Source organism: Frateuria sp. GZRR35, from assembly GCF_051900415.1.
Classification (GTDB): domain Bacteria; phylum Pseudomonadota; class Gammaproteobacteria; order Xanthomonadales; family Rhodanobacteraceae; genus Frateuria_A.
The window spans coordinates 13985-29752 of the sequence record NZ_JBHZGL010000006.1 but is presented as its reverse complement, the minus strand read 5'-3'; the positions used below and the strand labels follow the sequence as shown (position 1 = coordinate 29752).

Annotated in this window: 17 protein-coding genes and 1 tRNA gene; 17 read left to right on the top strand and 1 reads right to left on the bottom strand. The window is 66.0% G+C overall.

From position 1 onward, the window contains the following. The first annotated feature begins 8 nt into the window (after window positions 1-8). The 17 genes from ACFWZ3_RS08825 to ACFWZ3_RS08745 all read left to right on the top strand — a co-directional run bounded on the left by ACFWZ3_RS08825 (window position 9) and on the right by ACFWZ3_RS08745 (window position 14054). The gene (locus ACFWZ3_RS08825) at window positions 9-1565 is read left to right on the top strand and encodes a DHA2 family efflux MFS transporter permease subunit (RefSeq protein WP_439707365.1); all 1557 of its coding nucleotides are present in this window, start codon (window positions 9-11) and stop codon (window positions 1563-1565) included. A gap of 88 nt (window positions 1566-1653) precedes the next feature. Further along, window positions 1654-2130 (top strand): polyhydroxyalkanoate synthesis repressor PhaR, encoded by a 477-nt coding sequence (phaR, locus tag ACFWZ3_RS08820; RefSeq protein ID WP_209623227.1) that lies wholly within the window; start codon window positions 1654-1656, stop codon window positions 2128-2130. Between the two features lie 283 nt (window positions 2131-2413). Further along, on the top strand, window positions 2414-3814 hold the full coding sequence (locus ACFWZ3_RS08815) for an FAD-dependent oxidoreductase (RefSeq protein WP_439707364.1): 1401 nt from the start codon (window positions 2414-2416) through the stop codon (window positions 3812-3814). Further along, the gene (locus ACFWZ3_RS08810; protein ID WP_439707363.1) at window positions 3807-4211 is read left to right on the top strand and encodes a DUF3293 domain-containing protein; all 405 of its coding nucleotides are present in this window, start codon (window positions 3807-3809) and stop codon (window positions 4209-4211) included. Before ACFWZ3_RS08815 ends, ACFWZ3_RS08810 begins: the two co-directional genes overlap by 8 nt. A gap of 312 nt (window positions 4212-4523) precedes the next feature. Beyond that, window positions 4524-5156, top strand: coding sequence for a cytochrome c biogenesis heme-transporting ATPase CcmA (gene ccmA, locus ACFWZ3_RS08805; RefSeq protein ID WP_439707362.1), 633 nt, complete (start codon window positions 4524-4526; stop codon window positions 5154-5156). A gap of 96 nt (window positions 5157-5252) precedes the next feature. Beyond that, on the top strand, window positions 5253-5939 hold the full coding sequence (gene ccmB, locus ACFWZ3_RS08800) for a heme exporter protein CcmB (protein WP_439707361.1): 687 nt from the start codon (window positions 5253-5255) through the stop codon (window positions 5937-5939). A gap of 4 nt (window positions 5940-5943) precedes the next feature. Beyond that, window positions 5944-6714 carry a heme ABC transporter permease gene (locus tag ACFWZ3_RS08795; protein WP_439707360.1) on the top strand — a complete coding sequence of 257 codons (771 nt, stop codon included), beginning with the start codon at window positions 5944-5946 and terminating at the stop codon, window positions 6712-6714. Then, window positions 6711-6905 (top strand): heme exporter protein CcmD, encoded by a 195-nt coding sequence (gene ccmD, locus ACFWZ3_RS08790; protein ID WP_439707359.1) that lies wholly within the window; start codon window positions 6711-6713, stop codon window positions 6903-6905. Before ACFWZ3_RS08795 ends, ccmD begins: the two co-directional genes overlap by 4 nt. Then, the gene (ccmE, locus tag ACFWZ3_RS08785) at window positions 6902-7360 is read left to right on the top strand and encodes a cytochrome c maturation protein CcmE (protein WP_439707358.1); all 459 of its coding nucleotides are present in this window, start codon (window positions 6902-6904) and stop codon (window positions 7358-7360) included. The genes ccmD and ccmE overlap by 4 nt, the downstream gene beginning before the upstream one ends. Beyond that, entirely contained in the window at window positions 7357-9333 is a 1977-nt protein-coding gene (locus tag ACFWZ3_RS08780) for a heme lyase CcmF/NrfE family subunit (protein WP_439707357.1), read from the top strand. Before ccmE ends, ACFWZ3_RS08780 begins: the two co-directional genes overlap by 4 nt. Next, on the top strand, window positions 9330-9872 hold the full coding sequence (locus ACFWZ3_RS08775; RefSeq protein ID WP_439707356.1) for a DsbE family thiol:disulfide interchange protein: 543 nt from the start codon (window positions 9330-9332) through the stop codon (window positions 9870-9872). Before ACFWZ3_RS08780 ends, ACFWZ3_RS08775 begins: the two co-directional genes overlap by 4 nt. Window positions 9873-9949: 77 nt before the next feature. Continuing rightward, window positions 9950-10390 (top strand): cytochrome c-type biogenesis protein, encoded by a 441-nt coding sequence (locus tag ACFWZ3_RS08770; RefSeq protein WP_439707355.1) that lies wholly within the window; start codon window positions 9950-9952, stop codon window positions 10388-10390. Then, window positions 10387-11418, top strand: a complete 1032-nt coding sequence (locus ACFWZ3_RS08765) for a tetratricopeptide repeat protein (RefSeq protein ID WP_439707354.1) — start codon at window positions 10387-10389, stop codon at window positions 11416-11418. The genes ACFWZ3_RS08770 and ACFWZ3_RS08765 overlap by 4 nt, the downstream gene beginning before the upstream one ends. After that, window positions 11415-12560 carry a homoserine O-acetyltransferase MetX gene (gene metX, locus ACFWZ3_RS08760; RefSeq protein WP_439707353.1) on the top strand — a complete coding sequence of 382 codons (1146 nt, stop codon included), beginning with the start codon at window positions 11415-11417 and terminating at the stop codon, window positions 12558-12560. The genes ACFWZ3_RS08765 and metX overlap by 4 nt, the downstream gene beginning before the upstream one ends. A gap of 76 nt (window positions 12561-12636) precedes the next feature. Beyond that, complete coding sequence (locus ACFWZ3_RS08755) at window positions 12637-13218, top strand: cysteine dioxygenase (RefSeq protein WP_439707352.1); 582 nt, start codon at window positions 12637-12639, stop codon at window positions 13216-13218. Window positions 13219-13242: 24 nt separating this feature from the next. After that, window positions 13243-13328, top strand: a tRNA-Leu gene (locus tag ACFWZ3_RS08750). A 237-nt stretch (window positions 13329-13565) separates the two neighbouring features. Continuing rightward, window positions 13566-14054 carry a hypothetical protein gene (locus ACFWZ3_RS08745; RefSeq protein ID WP_439707351.1) on the top strand — a complete coding sequence of 163 codons (489 nt, stop codon included), beginning with the start codon at window positions 13566-13568 and terminating at the stop codon, window positions 14052-14054. Window positions 14055-14104: 50 nt separating this feature from the next. On the opposite strand, the gene ACFWZ3_RS08740 is transcribed toward ACFWZ3_RS08745, so the two are convergent. After that, a complete protein-coding gene (locus ACFWZ3_RS08740; protein WP_439707549.1) occupies window positions 14105-15667 on the bottom strand; it encodes an MASE1 domain-containing protein in 1563 nt (520 codons plus the stop codon). Between the last annotated feature and the right edge of the window lie 101 nt (window positions 15668-15768).

The window sequence follows — 15768 nt, the reverse complement described above, 5'->3', positions numbered from 1 at the left end:
CCCTCCCCATGGCCGCCACGCCCAACGACACCCACAAGCCGCTGCCGCCCCTGCATGGCGCGGCGCTGGTGCTGCTCACCATCGCCGTCGCGTTCAGCACCTTCATGGAAGTGCTGGACATGACCATCGTCAACGTGGCCGTGCCGCACATCGCCGGCAGCCTGGGCGTGAGTCCGAGCGAAGGCACCTGGACGATCAGCTCCTACGCGCTGGCCAGCGCGATCATGCAGCCGTTGACCGGCTGGATCGCGCGACGCTTCGGCGAGGTGCGCAGCTTCGTCGTGTCGGTGCTGCTGTTCGTCACCTTCTCGATGGTGTGCGGTCTGGCCACCTCGATGCCGCTGCTGGTGATCGCACGACTGCTGCAGGGCGCCGGCTCCGGCCCGATGGTGGCGCTGTCGCTCACCCTGCTGTTGTCGAGCTATCCGAAGGCCAAGCAGGGCATCGCGCTGGCATTGTGGGCGATGACCGTGGTGGTGGCGCCGATCTTCGGCCCGATCCTTGGGGGCTGGCTGACCGACAACTTCTCCTGGCCGTGGATCTTCTACATCAACCTGCCAGTTGGCCTGGCCGCGGCGGTGATCACCTGGGGCCTGCTACGCAAGCGCGAGACAAAGACCGCCAAGACGCCGATCGATGCGGTCGGCCTGGGATTGCTGGTGGTCGGCGTGGGCGCGCTGCAGTTCATGCTGGACAACGGCAACGACCATGACTGGTTCGCCTCGCCGATGATCACCACGCTGGGCATCATCGCACTGGTCTGCCTGACCTTCCTGATCGTCTGGGAACTGCACGCCAAGCACCCGGTGGTGGAGCTCGCGCTGTTCAAGGAGCGCAACTTCACCGTGGGCGTGATCGCCCTGACGCTTGGCATGTTCGCGTTCTTCGGCATCAACGTGGTGTTCCCGCTGTGGTTGCAGGTGACCCTCGACTACACCGCCACGTGGGCGGGCCTGGCGACCGCGCCGGTGGGCGTGCTGGCCTTCCTGATGGCGCCGATACTCGGTCGCAACCTGCACCGGCTCGAGTTGCGCGGCGTGGTGACGTTCTCGTTCATCGTGTTCGCCATCACCTCCTACTGGTTTTCCACCTTCAACAGCCTGGCCTCGTTCTCGTCGCTGGTGTGGCCGCGCTTCGTGATGGGCATCGCCATCCCCTGCTTCTTCATCCCGCTCAACCAGATCTACCTGTCCGGATTGCCGCCGGAGCAGATTGCCAGCGCCACCGGCCTGTCCAACTTCTGCCGCACGATGGGGTCGAGCATGTCCACCGCGGTGACGGTGACGCTCTGGCAGCACCGGGGCGAGACGCACCACGCCACGCTGACCGAGAACATCGACGCGACACACCAGGCTGCCACCGGCTTCCTGCAGCAGACATCGCACATGGACCTGTCGCACACGCAGGGCCTGGGCCTGCTCAACCAGCTGGTCACCCGCGAGTCGCTGACCCTGGCGGTGAACGACGTGTTCCTCGCCTGCGCAGTGCTGTTTGTGCTGCTGATCCCGATCCTCTGGTTTGCCCGGCCGCCGTTCGGCAGCGCGGGGGGCGCCGTGGGCCATTGACGCGTAGCGGCATGGGTTTCTTTGCTGCACCGGCGGGTGCAGCATGGATGTCTGGTGCAGCGCAATACGTTCTGCTAGCGTGTGCCGCATGGCACAAAAACTGCGCATCATCAAGAAGTATCCGAACCGCCGGCTCTACGACACGGAGATCTCCAGCTACATCACGCTGGAAGAAGTGCGTCAGCTGGTGCTGGACGGCGAAACCTTCGAGGTCCGCGATGCCAAGAGCGGCGAGGACCTAACCCGCTCGGTGCTGTTGCAGATCATCTCCGAGCACGAGGAAAAGGGGCAGCCGATGCTTTCGCCCCAACTGCTCAGCCAAATCATCCGCTTCTATGGCGACTCGCTGCAGGGCTTCATGGGCCCTTACTTGGAGCGCAGCCTGCAGGTGTTCCTCGACCAGCAGCAGCAGTTCCGCGCCCAGCTCAACAGCCTGATGGGGCAGACACCCTGGTCGATGCTCAACGAGTTGACCGAGCGCAATCTGGATGCGTGGAAGACGATGCAGCGCGGCTTCCTGGACGCCGCCGCGCAGACGCCACCCAACAAGACCCGCAAGGGCTGACAGCTCTATCAAACGACGCTCGTCCGCCAGGACGACCTTCGCCCCTTCTCCCCCTCGGGGAGAAGGTTGGGATGAGGGGCCGGGGCTCGCGGGGAGCCACTCCATAGCTGCCGGACCGACAACCTCGTTCTGACCACTTCTCCGCAAGAGCGGCCCCTCACCCCAGCACTCTCCCCGAGGGGGAGAGGGCGCCAGAACCGCTTCCCCGAGAGGAATAGGCCGCAAGCATTGCAACCCCGCCCCGCTTGCGGAACAGTTCGGCGATGCCCGCAACGGATCGCCCATGAGCAGCAAACCCTCCCTCACCCTGATTGGCGGCGGCCTGGTCGGCGCGCTGCTGGCCCAGCAACTGGCGCGGCGCGGCTTCGCCGTCGACGTGTTCGAAAAGCGCGCCGATCCGCGCTTGGCCGGCTTTGCCGGTGGTCGGTCGATCAACCTGGCGCTGGCCGAGCGTGGACTGCAGGCGCTGCGTAGCGCGGGCCTGGCCGAGGACGTGCTGCGGCACGCGGTCATGATGCGCGGCCGGATGGTGCACACCATCGACGGCCGCAGCGGGCTGCAGCGATACGGCGTGGACGACAGCGAGGTGATCTGGTCGGTATCCCGTGGCGGCCTCAACATGCTCTTGCTGGATGCGGCCGAAGCAGCCGGCGTGCGCTTCCATTTCGGCCAGGGCCTGGTATCGGCCGACTTCGATGCCGGGCGCATGCGCGTGGCCGACCTCGACGGGATCGAGCGCGAACTCGACGCGCCCGTACTGATCGGCGCTGACGGCGCCGGCTCCAGCCTCCGCGCGGCGATGAACGCCCATCATCCGCTGGGCGAGCGCACCGAGTGGCTGGGACATGGCTACAAGGAACTGGAAATTCCACCTGCTTCCCGCTTGCCGCCGGCGCTGCTCCGCGACAGTGGCGGCCATGATCAGTTCGCGATCGAACCCAACGCGCTGCACATCTGGCCCCGTGGCGGCTACATGTGCATCGCCCTGCCCAATACCGAGGGCAGCTTCACCGTCACGTTGTTCCTGCCTGCGCAGGGACCGCACCCGAGCTTCGCAACCCTCCCGGATGCGCGCGCTGCCGAGCAGTTCTTCTGGGACGACTTCGCCGACCTGCTGCCCCTGCTGCCCGCCTTTGCCGAGGACTTCGACGCGCATCCGGTGGGCACACTGGCCACGCTCTATCTCGATCGCTGGCACCTTGGCGGTCGCGCCTTGCTGGTGGGCGACGCCGCCCACGCCATCGTGCCCTTCCACGGCCAGGGCATGAACTGCGGTTTCGAAGACACCGTGGTGCTGGCGGGACTGCTCGACGGCAGCGATCCGGCCCAGGCATTCGCCGAGTTTCAGCGCATCCGCCAGCCCAACGCCAATGCGATCGCGACGATGGCGCTGGAAAACTACGTGGAGATGCGCGACTCGGTCGCGGACCCGCGCTACCTGGCCAAGCGCGAACTCGGCGCACGCCTGGCCGCGGCAGCGCCGGAGCATTTCATGGCACGCTACCGCATGGTCACCTTCACTCACCTGCCCTACGCCTACGCGCTCGAGCGCGGGCGGGCGCAGGACCTGCTGCTGGAGCAGTTGCTGCGCGACTCCAATGATGCGGCCTCGGTCGATCTGGACGCCGCCATCACCACGCTCAAGGCCACGCTGCCGCTCCTGCCGCCGCTGCGCCATGGATGAGGAGCTGCTGAAGGCCTACTGCCGCAGCGCCTACCGCGTGCGTCTGCGAACCGGCGGCACCGCGATCATCCGGATCGGCGAGCCCTTGCCCGTAGCGTTGCGGGAGTTGGCCAACAACCGCGACTGGGGCTTCTTCACCGCCTGGAACCCGCGATCCCGGCCGCAGTCGCCCGCGACCAACCGCGCGACGCAACGGCGCCTGCTGGCCGATCTACGGGCCGACGCCTCACTCGACATCCATCCGGCGCTGGGCAAGGGAACCGATGGCTGGCGCGAACCGAGCTTCTGGATCGTGGGGATCGCCCCGGATGCACTGGAGCGGCTGGGCGACCGATACGGACAGAATGCCTGGCTGGTCGGGCACGGCGCGGGGGCGGCGGAGTTGCGCTTGCGGTGAGGGGTTGGCTTCCGGCGAGGCTTCCCCCATCCGCCTGGCCGCACCTTCCCCCGCGTGCGGGGGAAGGCTCGGACGGGTGACATATCGGTCCTTCCCCGTTTCACGGGGGAACTTGCGACAAGACTTCCCCACATCCGCCTGTCGGCACCTTCCCCCGCGTACGGGGGAAGGCTTTGGAGGGATTCGAGCCTTCCCCCGTACGCGGGGGAAGGTGCCCGAAGGGCGGATGGGGGAAGCCTTGCCTGGAACCCTCCCAAGTGCGCCTCCACACCGCATGGACAACCCGCGCATGCATTGCGGACAATTCCCCGGATGACTTCCTCCCCCGCCATCCCGCTGCTTGAAGCGCGGGGCCTGTCCTTCCTGCGTGCCGACGAGCCGGTGTTCGGCCCGCTGGACTTCGCGCTGCATGCGGGCGAGCTGACGCTGGTCGAGGGCGACAACGGCAGCGGCAAGACCACGCTGCTGCGGCTGCTAGCCGGCTTGCTCCACGTCGGCGAAGGCGAATTGAGCTGGCGCGGGGAACGCTGGAGCCGCGACGCGTGCGCCGGCGAAGTGCTGTTCCTCGGCCACCAGTTGGGCCTGAAGATGGACATGAGCCCCCGCGAGAACCTGCACATCGTCGCCGGGCTGCACGGCATGCGCGAGGGGCGCAACGCCGCCTCCGTGCTGACCGAGGTCGGGCTGGCCGGCTACGAAGACGAACCGGTGCGTCGCCTGTCCGCGGGCCAGAAGAAGCGCGCCGCGCTGGCCCGGCTGTTGCTGCTGCCCGCCGTCCTGTGGCTGCTGGACGAACCGTACGCGAACCTGGACCGCGCAGGCATCGCGCTGGTCAACCGGCTGCTGGAGATGCACGTGGTCGGGGGTGGTGCGGCGCTGGTGACCAGCCATGGGGCGGTGAGCTTCCATGGCGGCGAGCCCAAGCGGATTCGCATGCATGGCTGACGTGGCTCACAGGTGGTCGGCCGGGGTGTCTCGAACGAAGGGCCTCCCCCTCTCTCCCGTCTGTGCCAGGGGAGAGCGCGTCTGGAGGGCCGCGGCGTGAATCAGGCATCCGTTTCCCGCGCCTGTGCGGCGGTGCTGCGGCGCGATCTCACGCTTGCCTGGCGGCGCCGCGGCGACATTGCCATGCCGGTACTCTACGCGTTGATCGTGGCCACGCTGTTCCCCTTCGCCCTGGGGCCCGAAGACGCACTGCTGCAACGCATCGCGGGCGGCGTCGTGCTGGTCACCGTGCTGCTGGCCATGTTGCTGGCGCTCGATGCCATGTTCCGGAGCGATATCGAGGACGGCTCACTCGAGCAACTTGTGCTCGCCCCACAGCCACTGGCGCTGATGCTCGGCATGAAGATTCTCGCGCACTGGCTCACTACCGCCCTGCCGCTGATCGTGATCGCACCCCTGCTGGCCGGCATGCTGCACCTGCCCGTGCCGGTGATGGGCGTGCTCATGCTCGCCCTGTTGCTGGCCACGCCGATGCTCAGCCTGCTTGGCGCCGTGCTGGTCGCACTGACGGCCGGAACGCGGCGCTCTGGTATGCTGCTCGCCTTGATGCTGCTGCCACTGTGCGTGCCGGTGGTCATCTTTGCCGCAGGTGCGGTTGCGGCCGCCCAACAGGGGTTACCGTGGGTGGCCCCGATCGCCTGGCTCGGCGCGGCGCTCGTCCTCGCCCTGGTGCTCGCACCGCTGGCCTGCGCCGCCGCCCTTCGCATTGCTTTGGACGCATAAGACCATGTCCAAGTGGATCCCCCTCTGGCTGCACAAGCTCGGCTCGCCGCCGATCTTCTACCGCTTTGCCGGCACGCTTCGGCCATGGTTCCTGGCGCTGGCGCTGATTGCCGGCGCGATCGGCCTGTACGGCGGTCTGGTGCTCGCCCCGGCCGACTACCAACAGGGCGACGCCTACCGGATCATCTTCATCCACGTGCCCAGCGCATGGATGGGGCTGTTCATCTACGGGGTCATGGCGGTGGCCTCGTTCATCGCGCTGGTCTGGCGGATCAAACTGGCCGAGGCGGTCGCGATGGAATCGGCGCCGATCGGCGCGGCCTTCACCTTCATCACCCTGGTCACCGGCTCGTTGTGGGGCAAGCCCATGTGGGGCACCTGGTGGACCTGGGATGCGCGGCTGACCTCCGAGCTGGTGCTGCTGTTCCTCTACCTGGGCGTGATCGGGCTGTACCACGCGTTCGAGGATCGCCGCCAGGGCGCCCGCGCCGCCGCGTTCCTGGCCATCATCGGCATCATCAACGTGCCAATCGTGCATTTCTCGGTGAACTGGTGGAACACGCTGCACCAGGGTTCGACAGTGCGCATCCTGGGTCCGTCCAAGATCAGCATGGACATGCTCTGGCCGCTGCTGACCATGATGGTTGCGACCAAGCTGTACTATGTCGCCAGCCTGTTCGGGCGCGTGCGCGCCGACCTGCTGGAACTGGAAGGCGGCAAGGACTGGGTGCGCAGGATCGCCACCGGCGATAAGGCCACGGGAGAGCAGGCATGAGCCAGTTCCTCGCCATGGGCGGCTACGCCGCGTACGTGTGGCCGGCTTATGCCGTGTTTTTCCTCGTGCTGCTCGCCGATTTCATTTCCCCGCTGCTGCGCCGCCGCCGCAACCTGCGTGAACTTCGCGCGCGCCTGGCGCGTCAAACGGCGCGCCAGCAACGCGCTGCCTCGCCCGCCGTGAATCCATGAACCCGACCCGCAAACGCCGCCTGATCATCGTCCTGCTCGTGCTCGCCGCCGCCGTGGTGGCGGTGGGACTGACCGTATTCGCCCTGCAGCAGAACATGAACTACCTGTTCACCCCCAGCCAGGTGCGCGCCGGCCAGGCCGAGGCGTACAAAACATTCCGCCTGGGCGGCATGGTCAAGGCCGGCTCGATCGAGCGTTCGGGCGACTCGCTGAAGGTCGGCTTCACCGTCATCGACGCCGATGGCGCCTTGCCGGTCGAGTACACCGGCATCCTTCCCGACCTGTTCCGCGACAACCAGTCGGTGATCGCCACGGGACACATGGCTGGCGACCATTTCGTCGCCACCGAAGTGCTCGCCAAGCATGACGAAACCTATATGCCGAAGGAACTGAAGGACGCCATGGAGAAGGCGCACCACGGCAAGGCCGTGGCCGCCAACGAGGCCCCGCAATGACTCCCGAACTCGGCCAGCTCGCCCTCATCCTCGCCATGCTGCTCGCCCTGGCGCAGGGTGTGCTGCCGCTGATCGGCGCCTGGCGCGGCAACCGTGCGTTGATGGCCGTGGCGCGCCCCGCTGCCGCGGGCCAGGCCGTGTTCGTGGCGATGGCGTTCGGCCTGCTGGTGTGGGCCTTCCTCACCTTCGACTTCTCGGTGCAATACGTCGCCGACAACTCGAACCTCGCCCTGCCCTGGTACTACCGCATCGCCGCGGTGTGGGGTGCGCACGAGGGCTCGATGCTGCTGTGGGTGATGATCCTCAACGTCTGGACGGTGGCGTTGGCCGCCTTCAGCCGGCAGCTGCCCGAGGATTTCCTGGCGCGCGTGCTGGGCGTGCTCGGCATCGTGGCGGTGGGCTTCCTGGCCTTCATCATCTTCACTTCCAATCCGTTCGCGCGCCTGTTGCCGATGCCGCCGGACGGCGGCGACCTGAACCCGGTGCTGCAGGACCCGGGCATGACCTTCCACCCGCCCGTGCTCTACATGGGCTACGTCGGCTTCTCGGTGGCCTTCGCCTTCTCCATCGCAGCGCTGCTCGGCGGCGCGCTGGAACAGGGGTGGGTGCGCTGGGCACGGCCGTGGACCAACGCGGCGTGGGGTTTCCTGACCTGCGGCATCGTTGCCGGCAGCTGGTGGGCCTATGCGGAGCTGGGCTGGGGCGGCTGGTGGTTCTGGGATCCGGTGGAGAACGCGAGCTTCATGCCGTGGCTGGTGGGCGTGGCGCTCATCCACGCGCAGGCGGTGACCGAGAAGCGCGGGTCGTTGCGCGCCTGGACCATCCTGCTTTCAATCTTTGCCTTCTCGCTCTCGCTGCTGGGCACGTTCCTGGTGCGCTCGGGCGTGCTGACCAGCGTGCACGCGTTCGCCTCCGATCCGCGCCGCGGCCTGTACATCCTGGCCTTCCTGGCAATCGTGATCGGCGGCTCGCTGCTGCTGTACGCGCTGCGGGCGCCCAAGGTGGCCGGCGGCAAGGCGTTCGCGCTGCTTTCGCGCGAGACGGTGATCGTCATCGCCAACCTGATGTTCACCGTGGCCGCAGCCATGGTGCTGCTGGGCACGCTGTTTCCGCTCATCGGCGACGCGCTGCACCTGGGCAAGGTTTCGGTCGGTCCGCCCTATTTCGGCTTCCTGTTCCCGCTGCTGATGCTGCCGGTGGTGCTGCTTCTGCCATTCGGGCCGTTCCTGCGCTGGGGCAAGAGTGAGGCCGGCCCGCTCAAGAGCGTGTTGTTGCGGGTGACTATCGCCGCAGTCGCCTGCGCCATCGTCGCCGCCTTCTTCGTGGATGGCCAGGCCAAGGCGATCGCCGGCGTGGCGGCCGCCGTGTGGTGCGGCCTCGGCACGCTGCTGTACGTCTACAAGCGCTGGCGCGAGATGCCGCGTGGGCGGCGCTATCCGGCAGAGATGGCCGGCATGTTGCTGGCGCACTTCGGCCTCGGTGTGTTCCTGGTGGGCGTGCTGCTGTCCGAGTCGCTGAGCGTCACCCGCGACGTGCGCATGGCACCGGGCGACACGCAGACCGTGGGCGCCTACACGTTCCGCTTCGACGGGGTGGACGCCACCCGCGGCCCGAACTGGCATGCCGAACAGGGCACGGTAACCGTGCTGCGTGACGGCAAGACGATCGACGTGATGCACCCGCAGAAGCGCACCTACCCGCGCGGCCAGGTGCAGACCGAGTCGGCGATCGACCCCGGCGTGACCCGCGATCTGTACGTGGCCCTCGGCGAACCGATGGACCCCAACAACCTCGAAGGCGCCTGGGCGCTGCGCCTCTACGCCAAGCCCTTCGTGCGCTGGATCTGGGCCGGTGGCCTGTTCATGATGCTGGGCGGCTTCGTGGCCGGTGCGGACAAGCGCTTCCGCGCCAGGCGATCGGCCGCCAAGGTCGCGGCCGAGCCGGTGCTGCCGGCGAAGGAATCGCGCGCATGAGCCGTTCGCTGCCGTTGATCGGCTTTCTCCTGCTGGTGGGCCTGTTCGGTTTCGGCATCTGGTGGAACACGCAGCACGATCCGCGCGAAGTGCCTTCGCCGCTGATCGGCAAGCCCGCGCCGGCGTTCTCACTGCCGCTGCTGGACGACCCCTCCCGGACGGTCAGCAAGGCCTCGATGCTGGGCAAACCTTATCTGGTCAACGTGTTCGCCAGCTGGTGCATCGCCTGCGGCGAGGAACACCCGGTATTGATGGCCGAAGGCCGCTCGCTGGGCGTGCCGCTGGTCGGCTACGACTACAAGGACGCACCCGAGGACGCCAAGGCCTGGCTTGCGCGGCACGGCAATCCGTACGACATGGTGATCGCCGACCAGCCAGGCCGGACTGCGATCGACTTCGGCGTGTATGGCGCCCCTGAGAGCTTCCTGATCGACGCCAAGGGCACGATCCGCTACAAGCACATCGGGCCGTTCACGCCTGAAGTGATTCAGCGAGAGCTCAAGCCGCTGATCGCACAGCTCAAGCAGGAGGCACCATGAACCACGGAGTCCCCTGTAGGAGCGCCCTTGGGCGCGACCATGCGGCATCCGGGTCGCGCCCAAGGGCGCTCCTACAGATGCTCTTCGCGTTGTTCTTGGCCTTCTCCGGCGCGGCAAACGCCCAGGCCATCGATCCGCTCCCCTTCAAGGATCACGCCCAGGAAGTCCGCTTCCAGAACCTCACCCGCCAGCTGCGTTGCCTGGTTTGCCAGAACGAGAACCTGGCCGACTCCAACGCCGACCTGGCGCGCGACCTGCGCCATGAAGTATTCGGGCTGATGCAGCAGGGCAAGACGGACGACCAGATCAAGCAATACCTGGTCGACCGCTATTCCGACTTCGTGCTGTACGACCCACCGGTGAAACCCTCCACCTGGCTGCTGTGGTTCGGCCCCGTGCTGTTCCTGCTGCTGGGCGGCACCCTCGTGCTGGTGACCATCCGCAAACGCGGCCGCGCGGCGCGCATCGACAGCCGGCTGGTCGACAACGCCACGATCGAACAAGGGGACGATTGGTGAAGCTTGCGTTCTACCTGATCGCTGCCGTGATGATCGCGGCGGCGCTCGCTCTGCTGCTCTGGCCACTGGTGCGGCACGGCCGCCGCCAGGGCCGCCCAGGCAGTGTCTTTGCACTCGTGCTCGCATTGGCCTTCGTGGTGCCGCTGGCAGCCGGCGGGTTGTACCTGCTGGTCGGCACGCCGGTGGCGCTGGACGGGGTGACGGCGCAGCCATCGATGGACATCGACCGGGCCGTAGCCGAGCTGCGCGACCACCTCAAGCAGCAGCCGAACGACCTGAAGGGCTGGATGTTGCTGGCACAGACCGAGGCCGCGCTCCACCAGAACGCGCAGGCGCGCGATGCCTACGACCAGGCGCTCCGGCTCGACCCGAAGAATGGTGCGGCGATGGTTGGCTGGGCCGAGGCCGACTCCATGGTGCGCGACGACCACAAGATCGAAGGCCGCGCCCTGGACCTGCTCAAGCAAGCCGTACAGGCCGATCCAGCCAACCAGCGCGGCCTGTGGTTGCTCGGCATCAGCCAGTTCCAGCACGAGGACTACGCCGCTTCGGCCGCCACCTGGCGTCGTCTGCAGCCGCTGCTTGAACCTGGTTCCAACGTGGCCAAGGCGGTGACCGAGCAGATCGCCGTGGCCCAGGCGCGGGCCGGTGGGAAGCCGGCTTCCGCTGCTAGCGCCGAAGGCCCGCATCTCATGGTGCAGGTCCAGCTTGCCCCGGCGTTGCGCGACAAGCTCAAGCCCGGCGCCGCGTTGTTCGTCTACGCACGCGCGCAGCAGGGACCGCCAATGCCGCTGGCCGTAGCGCGGCTGGACGCCGCGCAAATGCCCGCCACCGTCACCCTGACCGACGCGATGGCGATGGCACCGCAGTTCAAGCTCTCCTCGGCGGACAAAGTGTTCGTCGGCGCACGAATCAGCGCCAGCGGCCAGGCCACCGCCCAGAGCGGCGACCTGGAGGGTGATGCGGGCGTGGTCCCGGTGGACCAGGCCGACCCGATACGGATCGTCATCGACAAGGTCCGCCCATGACCACGGAAGCCCCCGACGCCCGCTGCTATCACGCCCTGCCCTCGCCGTTCGCGATGAAGCGTGGCGGCCAGTTGCATAGAGCGCGGGTGGCGTACGAAACCTGGGGGCAACTCGATGCGGCCAGCGCCAATGCCGTGCTGATCCTCACCGGCCTTTCGCCCAGCGCGCATGCCGCGTCCAACGCGCAGGATCCGAGCCCCGGCTGGTGGGAAGAGATGCTCGGCCCAGGCAAGGCCATCGACACCGATCGCTGGTTCGTCATCTGCGTCAACTCGCTGGGCAGCGACAAGGGCTCGACCTGCCCCGCCTCGACCGACCCGGCCACCGGCGAGCCCTACCGCCTGACGTTCCCGGAACTGTCGCTGGAGGACGTCGCCAACGCCGCCTTCGAGGTTGTGCGGCACGGGCTGGGTATCGAACGCCTCGCCTGCCTCATCGGTTGCTCGATGGGCGGCATGGGCGCGCTGGCCTACATGGTGCTGCATCCGGGCAGCGTCCGCGCGCACATCAGCGTCGATACCGCGCCGCAGGCGCAGCCTTTCGCCATCGCCATCCGCTCGCTGCAGCGCGAGGCGATCCGTCTCGACCCCCAGTGGAACGGTGGCGACTACGACATCCACCTGGAGAGCGGGCACGACGGCGAGGGCGGTCGCTATCCGGAAATGGGCATGAGCATCGCGCGCAAGCTGGGCGTGATCACCTATCGCTCGGCGATGGAGTGGAATGGCCGCTTTGCCCGTATCCGGCTCGATCCTGAAAAGCGCGAGGACGAACCGTTCGGTTTCGAGTTCCAGGTGGAGTCCTATCTGCAGGGCCACGCCCAACGCTTCGTGCGCAGCTTCGACCCCAATTGCTATCTCTATCTCTCCCGCGCCAGCGACTGGTTCGACATCGGTGAGTACGGCGGCGGCGACATCATGGAAGGCCTAAAGCGCATCCATATCGAGCGCGCGCTGGTAATCGGCGTCAGCACGGATATCCTGTTCCCGCTCGAACAACAGGAACAGATCGCCACCGGCCTGTCGGCCGCCGGCGCCGAGGTGGAGTTCGTGGCGCTCGATTCGCCGCAGGGCCACGATGCGTTCCTGGTGGACATTCCCAACTACAGCCGCGCCATCGGCGGCTTCCTTGCCGGTCTGTGAATTCCTGACGAGTCCGTCTCGGCCGGCTAACAGCCGTGCGCTAAACTCGGCGTGAAGTCGTACCGCGAGAATCGCCATGCTCACTACGGAATTTCCCGGCTGTCGCGACCTGATCGAAGCAATCGATCATGCCGTCGGCATGCAAACCACCTTCGCCGTTACCGACACCCTGCGCAACGGTCTGTGCAAGCTGATGCGCAGTGGTGCGGTCAAGCTGCCCGATTGCGTGTTCGAGACCGCCGAAGGCCGCTACGCCCGGCGCGAGCTCTACCGTAGCGAGAAGCACGGCTATTGCGTTGTGGCGATGACCTGGGGACCGGGCCAGGGCACGCCGATCCATGACCACTGCGGCATGTGGTGCGTCGAGGGAGTATGGAGCGGTGCGCTGGAAGTGGTGCAGTACGAGCGCCTCGCCGACGAGGACGGACACTGCCGCTTCCAGCCAGTCGGTTCGATCCAGGCCGGTCCGGGCTCGGCCGGCAGCCTGATCCCGCCCCACGAGTACCACACCATCCGCAACCCGAGCGAAGACGCCATCGCCGTCAGCCTGCACATCTACTCGGGCAACATGACCCGCTGCGCGATCTTCCAGCCGTTGCCCGAAGAACATGGCTACGAACGCTGTGAGCGCCAACTGGGGCTCGACCCGGTGCACTGAGCCGGGCATAATTCGGTTTCTTGTGCCGGTGTGGCGGAATGGTAGACGCGGCGGACTCAAAATCCGCTTCTGGCGACAGAGTGTAGGTTCGAGTCCTATCACCGGTACCACAAGAGGTTGAGCAGCCGACAGAGCCCGCTATCAGCGGGCTTTTTGCTTTCGGCCAAACGGCGCAGGGCGAGGGGTTGTTCACGGCACTTCGGGGACCCGCAAGATAATCGATCTCGCTAGGGCGAACGACGCCTCCGTGGCCTGCATTAGCGCTCACTGTTCTCAAAAACATCACTTTCGCTGCTGATAGAGTGGCGTTGCTCAATCAATGGGCAAATCAACAAGGGGAATGGGTTATGAGCAAATTTTCGTTTCGCCGGGTTCTTTGCGCCGGCATGGTCTCCATGGGGCTTGCGGCGACCACCTTGTCGGCAGCCCCCCTGAACAACGGCCTTGGGCAAGCCTGGCCAAATGCACAGGATGTAAGCGCGAACGCGCATTGGCATGTTTACGTGTTTGCCAACAACGGTATTCGCTACGTTCAAGTCAACGATGCTTACGGCAATGTGCGCGCCGCAGTTGGTGCCGTGGGCGGGCAGTTCCTGGTCCTTCCCATGGGTCGCGATGCCCAGCGTATTTCCACGCCGCAGCAGGCGCTGCCTGCAGGAAGCACAGCGGTCCCGCTGACTTCTTATACCGAGACCGTGTACAAGGACGACAGCATGCAACTGGACGCAGTGCCCATGAGTGATGGCACCACCGTATTTTCCGTTGCGCCGATGACGACAAACGCGCTTGTGGCTCCTTGTGACAATCCCGCTGAGTGCAATGGACATTTGAATTGACGCAAAAAAAACCGCCTTTAAAGGCGGTTTTTTTTCGGGCCAAGAGCAATTCAAAGCATCTGCGGTTCTAAGACAAGCACGCTGATGCGATTGCCCTGCCCTCGCGGTCTAGCTCGAACCTTGCCCTCGAAGATCGTGGCTCTGTCCTTGATCGCCCCCAGGCCCAGTCCACTGCCCCCAAGGGCAGGCAATAGCTCATCCCAGCGGACCCTGCTAAGCCGTTCATAGTCGACATAACTGTCCACGCAGAGTACCGCCCACCGGCGACCGCCAAACGAACCGCTTCGCAGCTGCATGATGATGCGACTGACATCCCGATTCGAACAGGCGAGAGTCACTGCCTCGCACGCCAGGCGGTACAACGCGATGTGCAGGCTGTTTGACAGCTCGTTGAGCGTGGCGCCGCGGATTTCGCACCAGTAGGCGACGCCCGCCTCGTCCAGCGCCCTCGGCATCGCCCCCTCACGCAAGGCTGCCGGCAGGCCGCGTTCCCGCCATGCGAGTGGATACAGGGAGTCCGCCAGGCGATACATTTGATGTTGGGTAATCGCCGCCTGGCGGTAATAGTTGCGCTCGTCCGTTCCTGGCAACAGACAGCGCAGGCGGTCAAGCAACTGACTGTACGACGAGTGGATCAGCCCGCTCATCTGTTCCAGGGCATAGGATGTCTGCCGCAGTTGCAGCTCGCCGAGTGAAGCGTTGCGCTGCGCCACAGCAAAGGCCAGGCGGGCATCGACCAACCCGCGCTCCTCTTTTTCGTGCAAGGCCGCTATCCGCCCGCCAAGCATCATCATCGTAGTGATGGTAAAGGCGATGAAGACCTGCGCGTGCAGCGTGTCACTGTCCTCGACTGCCGGCATCGAGATCACCACAGCGATGCTCGCCACAGTCCCTCCCATGGCCGCTCCGCGCCATCCGTGCCGCAGTGCCAGCCATGCCACTGGCAGAAACATCGCGACCCGGGCCTCCTGACCTACCTCGCCCGCGGCACTCGATGCCATCCAAACCAGGAGCGCCAGGGAGGGAACCAGCAAGCAGATGGTTTCCATGGCCAGACGACTTTCGGAAAAACGCGCCCATAGCCGGTGCCGTTCGGTGGTAAGCAGCGCTTCGCGCATGAGCAACACCAATGGAGCGAGGGTCAGCACGCCCATGTAGTTGCCGATGAAGTACCAACCAGCGACCACCTGTGCCTTGACGTCGAATGCGTCGACCTCAACCCCACGCATCAAGGAATACGTCGCCATGTTCACGCTCGTGCCGATGAACGCCACAGCGAAGACTGCCAGCAGCAGGACATTGATATTTGTCGTGGTAGGCGTGGGAAAAAGGCGGCGACGCTCTCGACACCAGCGCATCACCGGCATCACGAACAGCATCGGAGGCACCATGTAGGTCGCCCCCCACAACCATCCATATTCGCTTGCGCAATCCAGAGCATTGCCGGCCAACGCAGCGCTTTCGCCGACGAGGAGCGCCGGCCAGAAGCGGTAGGGAACAAAAAGCAGCGCGCTGAACCTGAGCCCGGCAAAAAGGGCCCAGTGGGAGAAAGACAGATGATGTAAGAGCCCATACGCAAGCGTGTAGGCGATAGCTACGGCGACATGGCGCACCAAGGCGTTCCTCCCTAATCCCCGCAGCATCTCCTTTCCCCTTTCTGCGTCACGCCTACCCATGACGCCTATCCCTGTAAACAAACCAAGCCCCATGTGAA

Bases quoted from the DNA above. Each gene is read 5' to 3' on its own strand.
- ccmA (WP_439707362.1), top strand. From the start codon at position 4,524: ATGACTTCCTCCCCCGCCATCCCGCTGCTTGAAGCGCGGGGCCTGTCC.
- ACFWZ3_RS08775 (WP_439707356.1), top strand. From the start codon at position 9,330: ATGAGCCGTTCGCTGCCGTTGATCGGCTTTCTCCTGCTGGTGGGCCTG.
- ACFWZ3_RS08745 (WP_439707351.1), top strand. From the start codon at position 13,566: ATGAGCAAATTTTCGTTTCGCCGGGTTCTTTGCGCCGGCATGGTCTCC.
- ACFWZ3_RS08770 (WP_439707355.1), top strand. From the start codon at position 9,950: ATGCTCTTCGCGTTGTTCTTGGCCTTCTCCGGCGCGGCAAACGCCCAG.
- phaR (WP_209623227.1), top strand. From the start codon at position 1,654: ATGGCACAAAAACTGCGCATCATCAAGAAGTATCCGAACCGCCGGCTC.
- ccmD (WP_439707359.1), top strand. From the start codon at position 6,711: ATGAGCCAGTTCCTCGCCATGGGCGGCTACGCCGCGTACGTGTGGCCG.
- ACFWZ3_RS08810 (WP_439707363.1), top strand. From the start codon at position 3,807: ATGGATGAGGAGCTGCTGAAGGCCTACTGCCGCAGCGCCTACCGCGTG.
- ACFWZ3_RS08815 (WP_439707364.1), top strand. From the start codon at position 2,414: ATGAGCAGCAAACCCTCCCTCACCCTGATTGGCGGCGGCCTGGTCGGC.
- ccmE (WP_439707358.1), top strand. From the start codon at position 6,902: ATGAACCCGACCCGCAAACGCCGCCTGATCATCGTCCTGCTCGTGCTC.
- ACFWZ3_RS08795 (WP_439707360.1), top strand. From the start codon at position 5,944: ATGTCCAAGTGGATCCCCCTCTGGCTGCACAAGCTCGGCTCGCCGCCG.
- ACFWZ3_RS08780 (WP_439707357.1), top strand. From the start codon at position 7,357: ATGACTCCCGAACTCGGCCAGCTCGCCCTCATCCTCGCCATGCTGCTC.
- ACFWZ3_RS08825 (WP_439707365.1), top strand. From the start codon at position 9: ATGGCCGCCACGCCCAACGACACCCACAAGCCGCTGCCGCCCCTGCAT.
- ACFWZ3_RS08755 (WP_439707352.1), top strand. From the start codon at position 12,637: ATGCTCACTACGGAATTTCCCGGCTGTCGCGACCTGATCGAAGCAATC.
- metX (WP_439707353.1), top strand. From the start codon at position 11,415: ATGACCACGGAAGCCCCCGACGCCCGCTGCTATCACGCCCTGCCCTCG.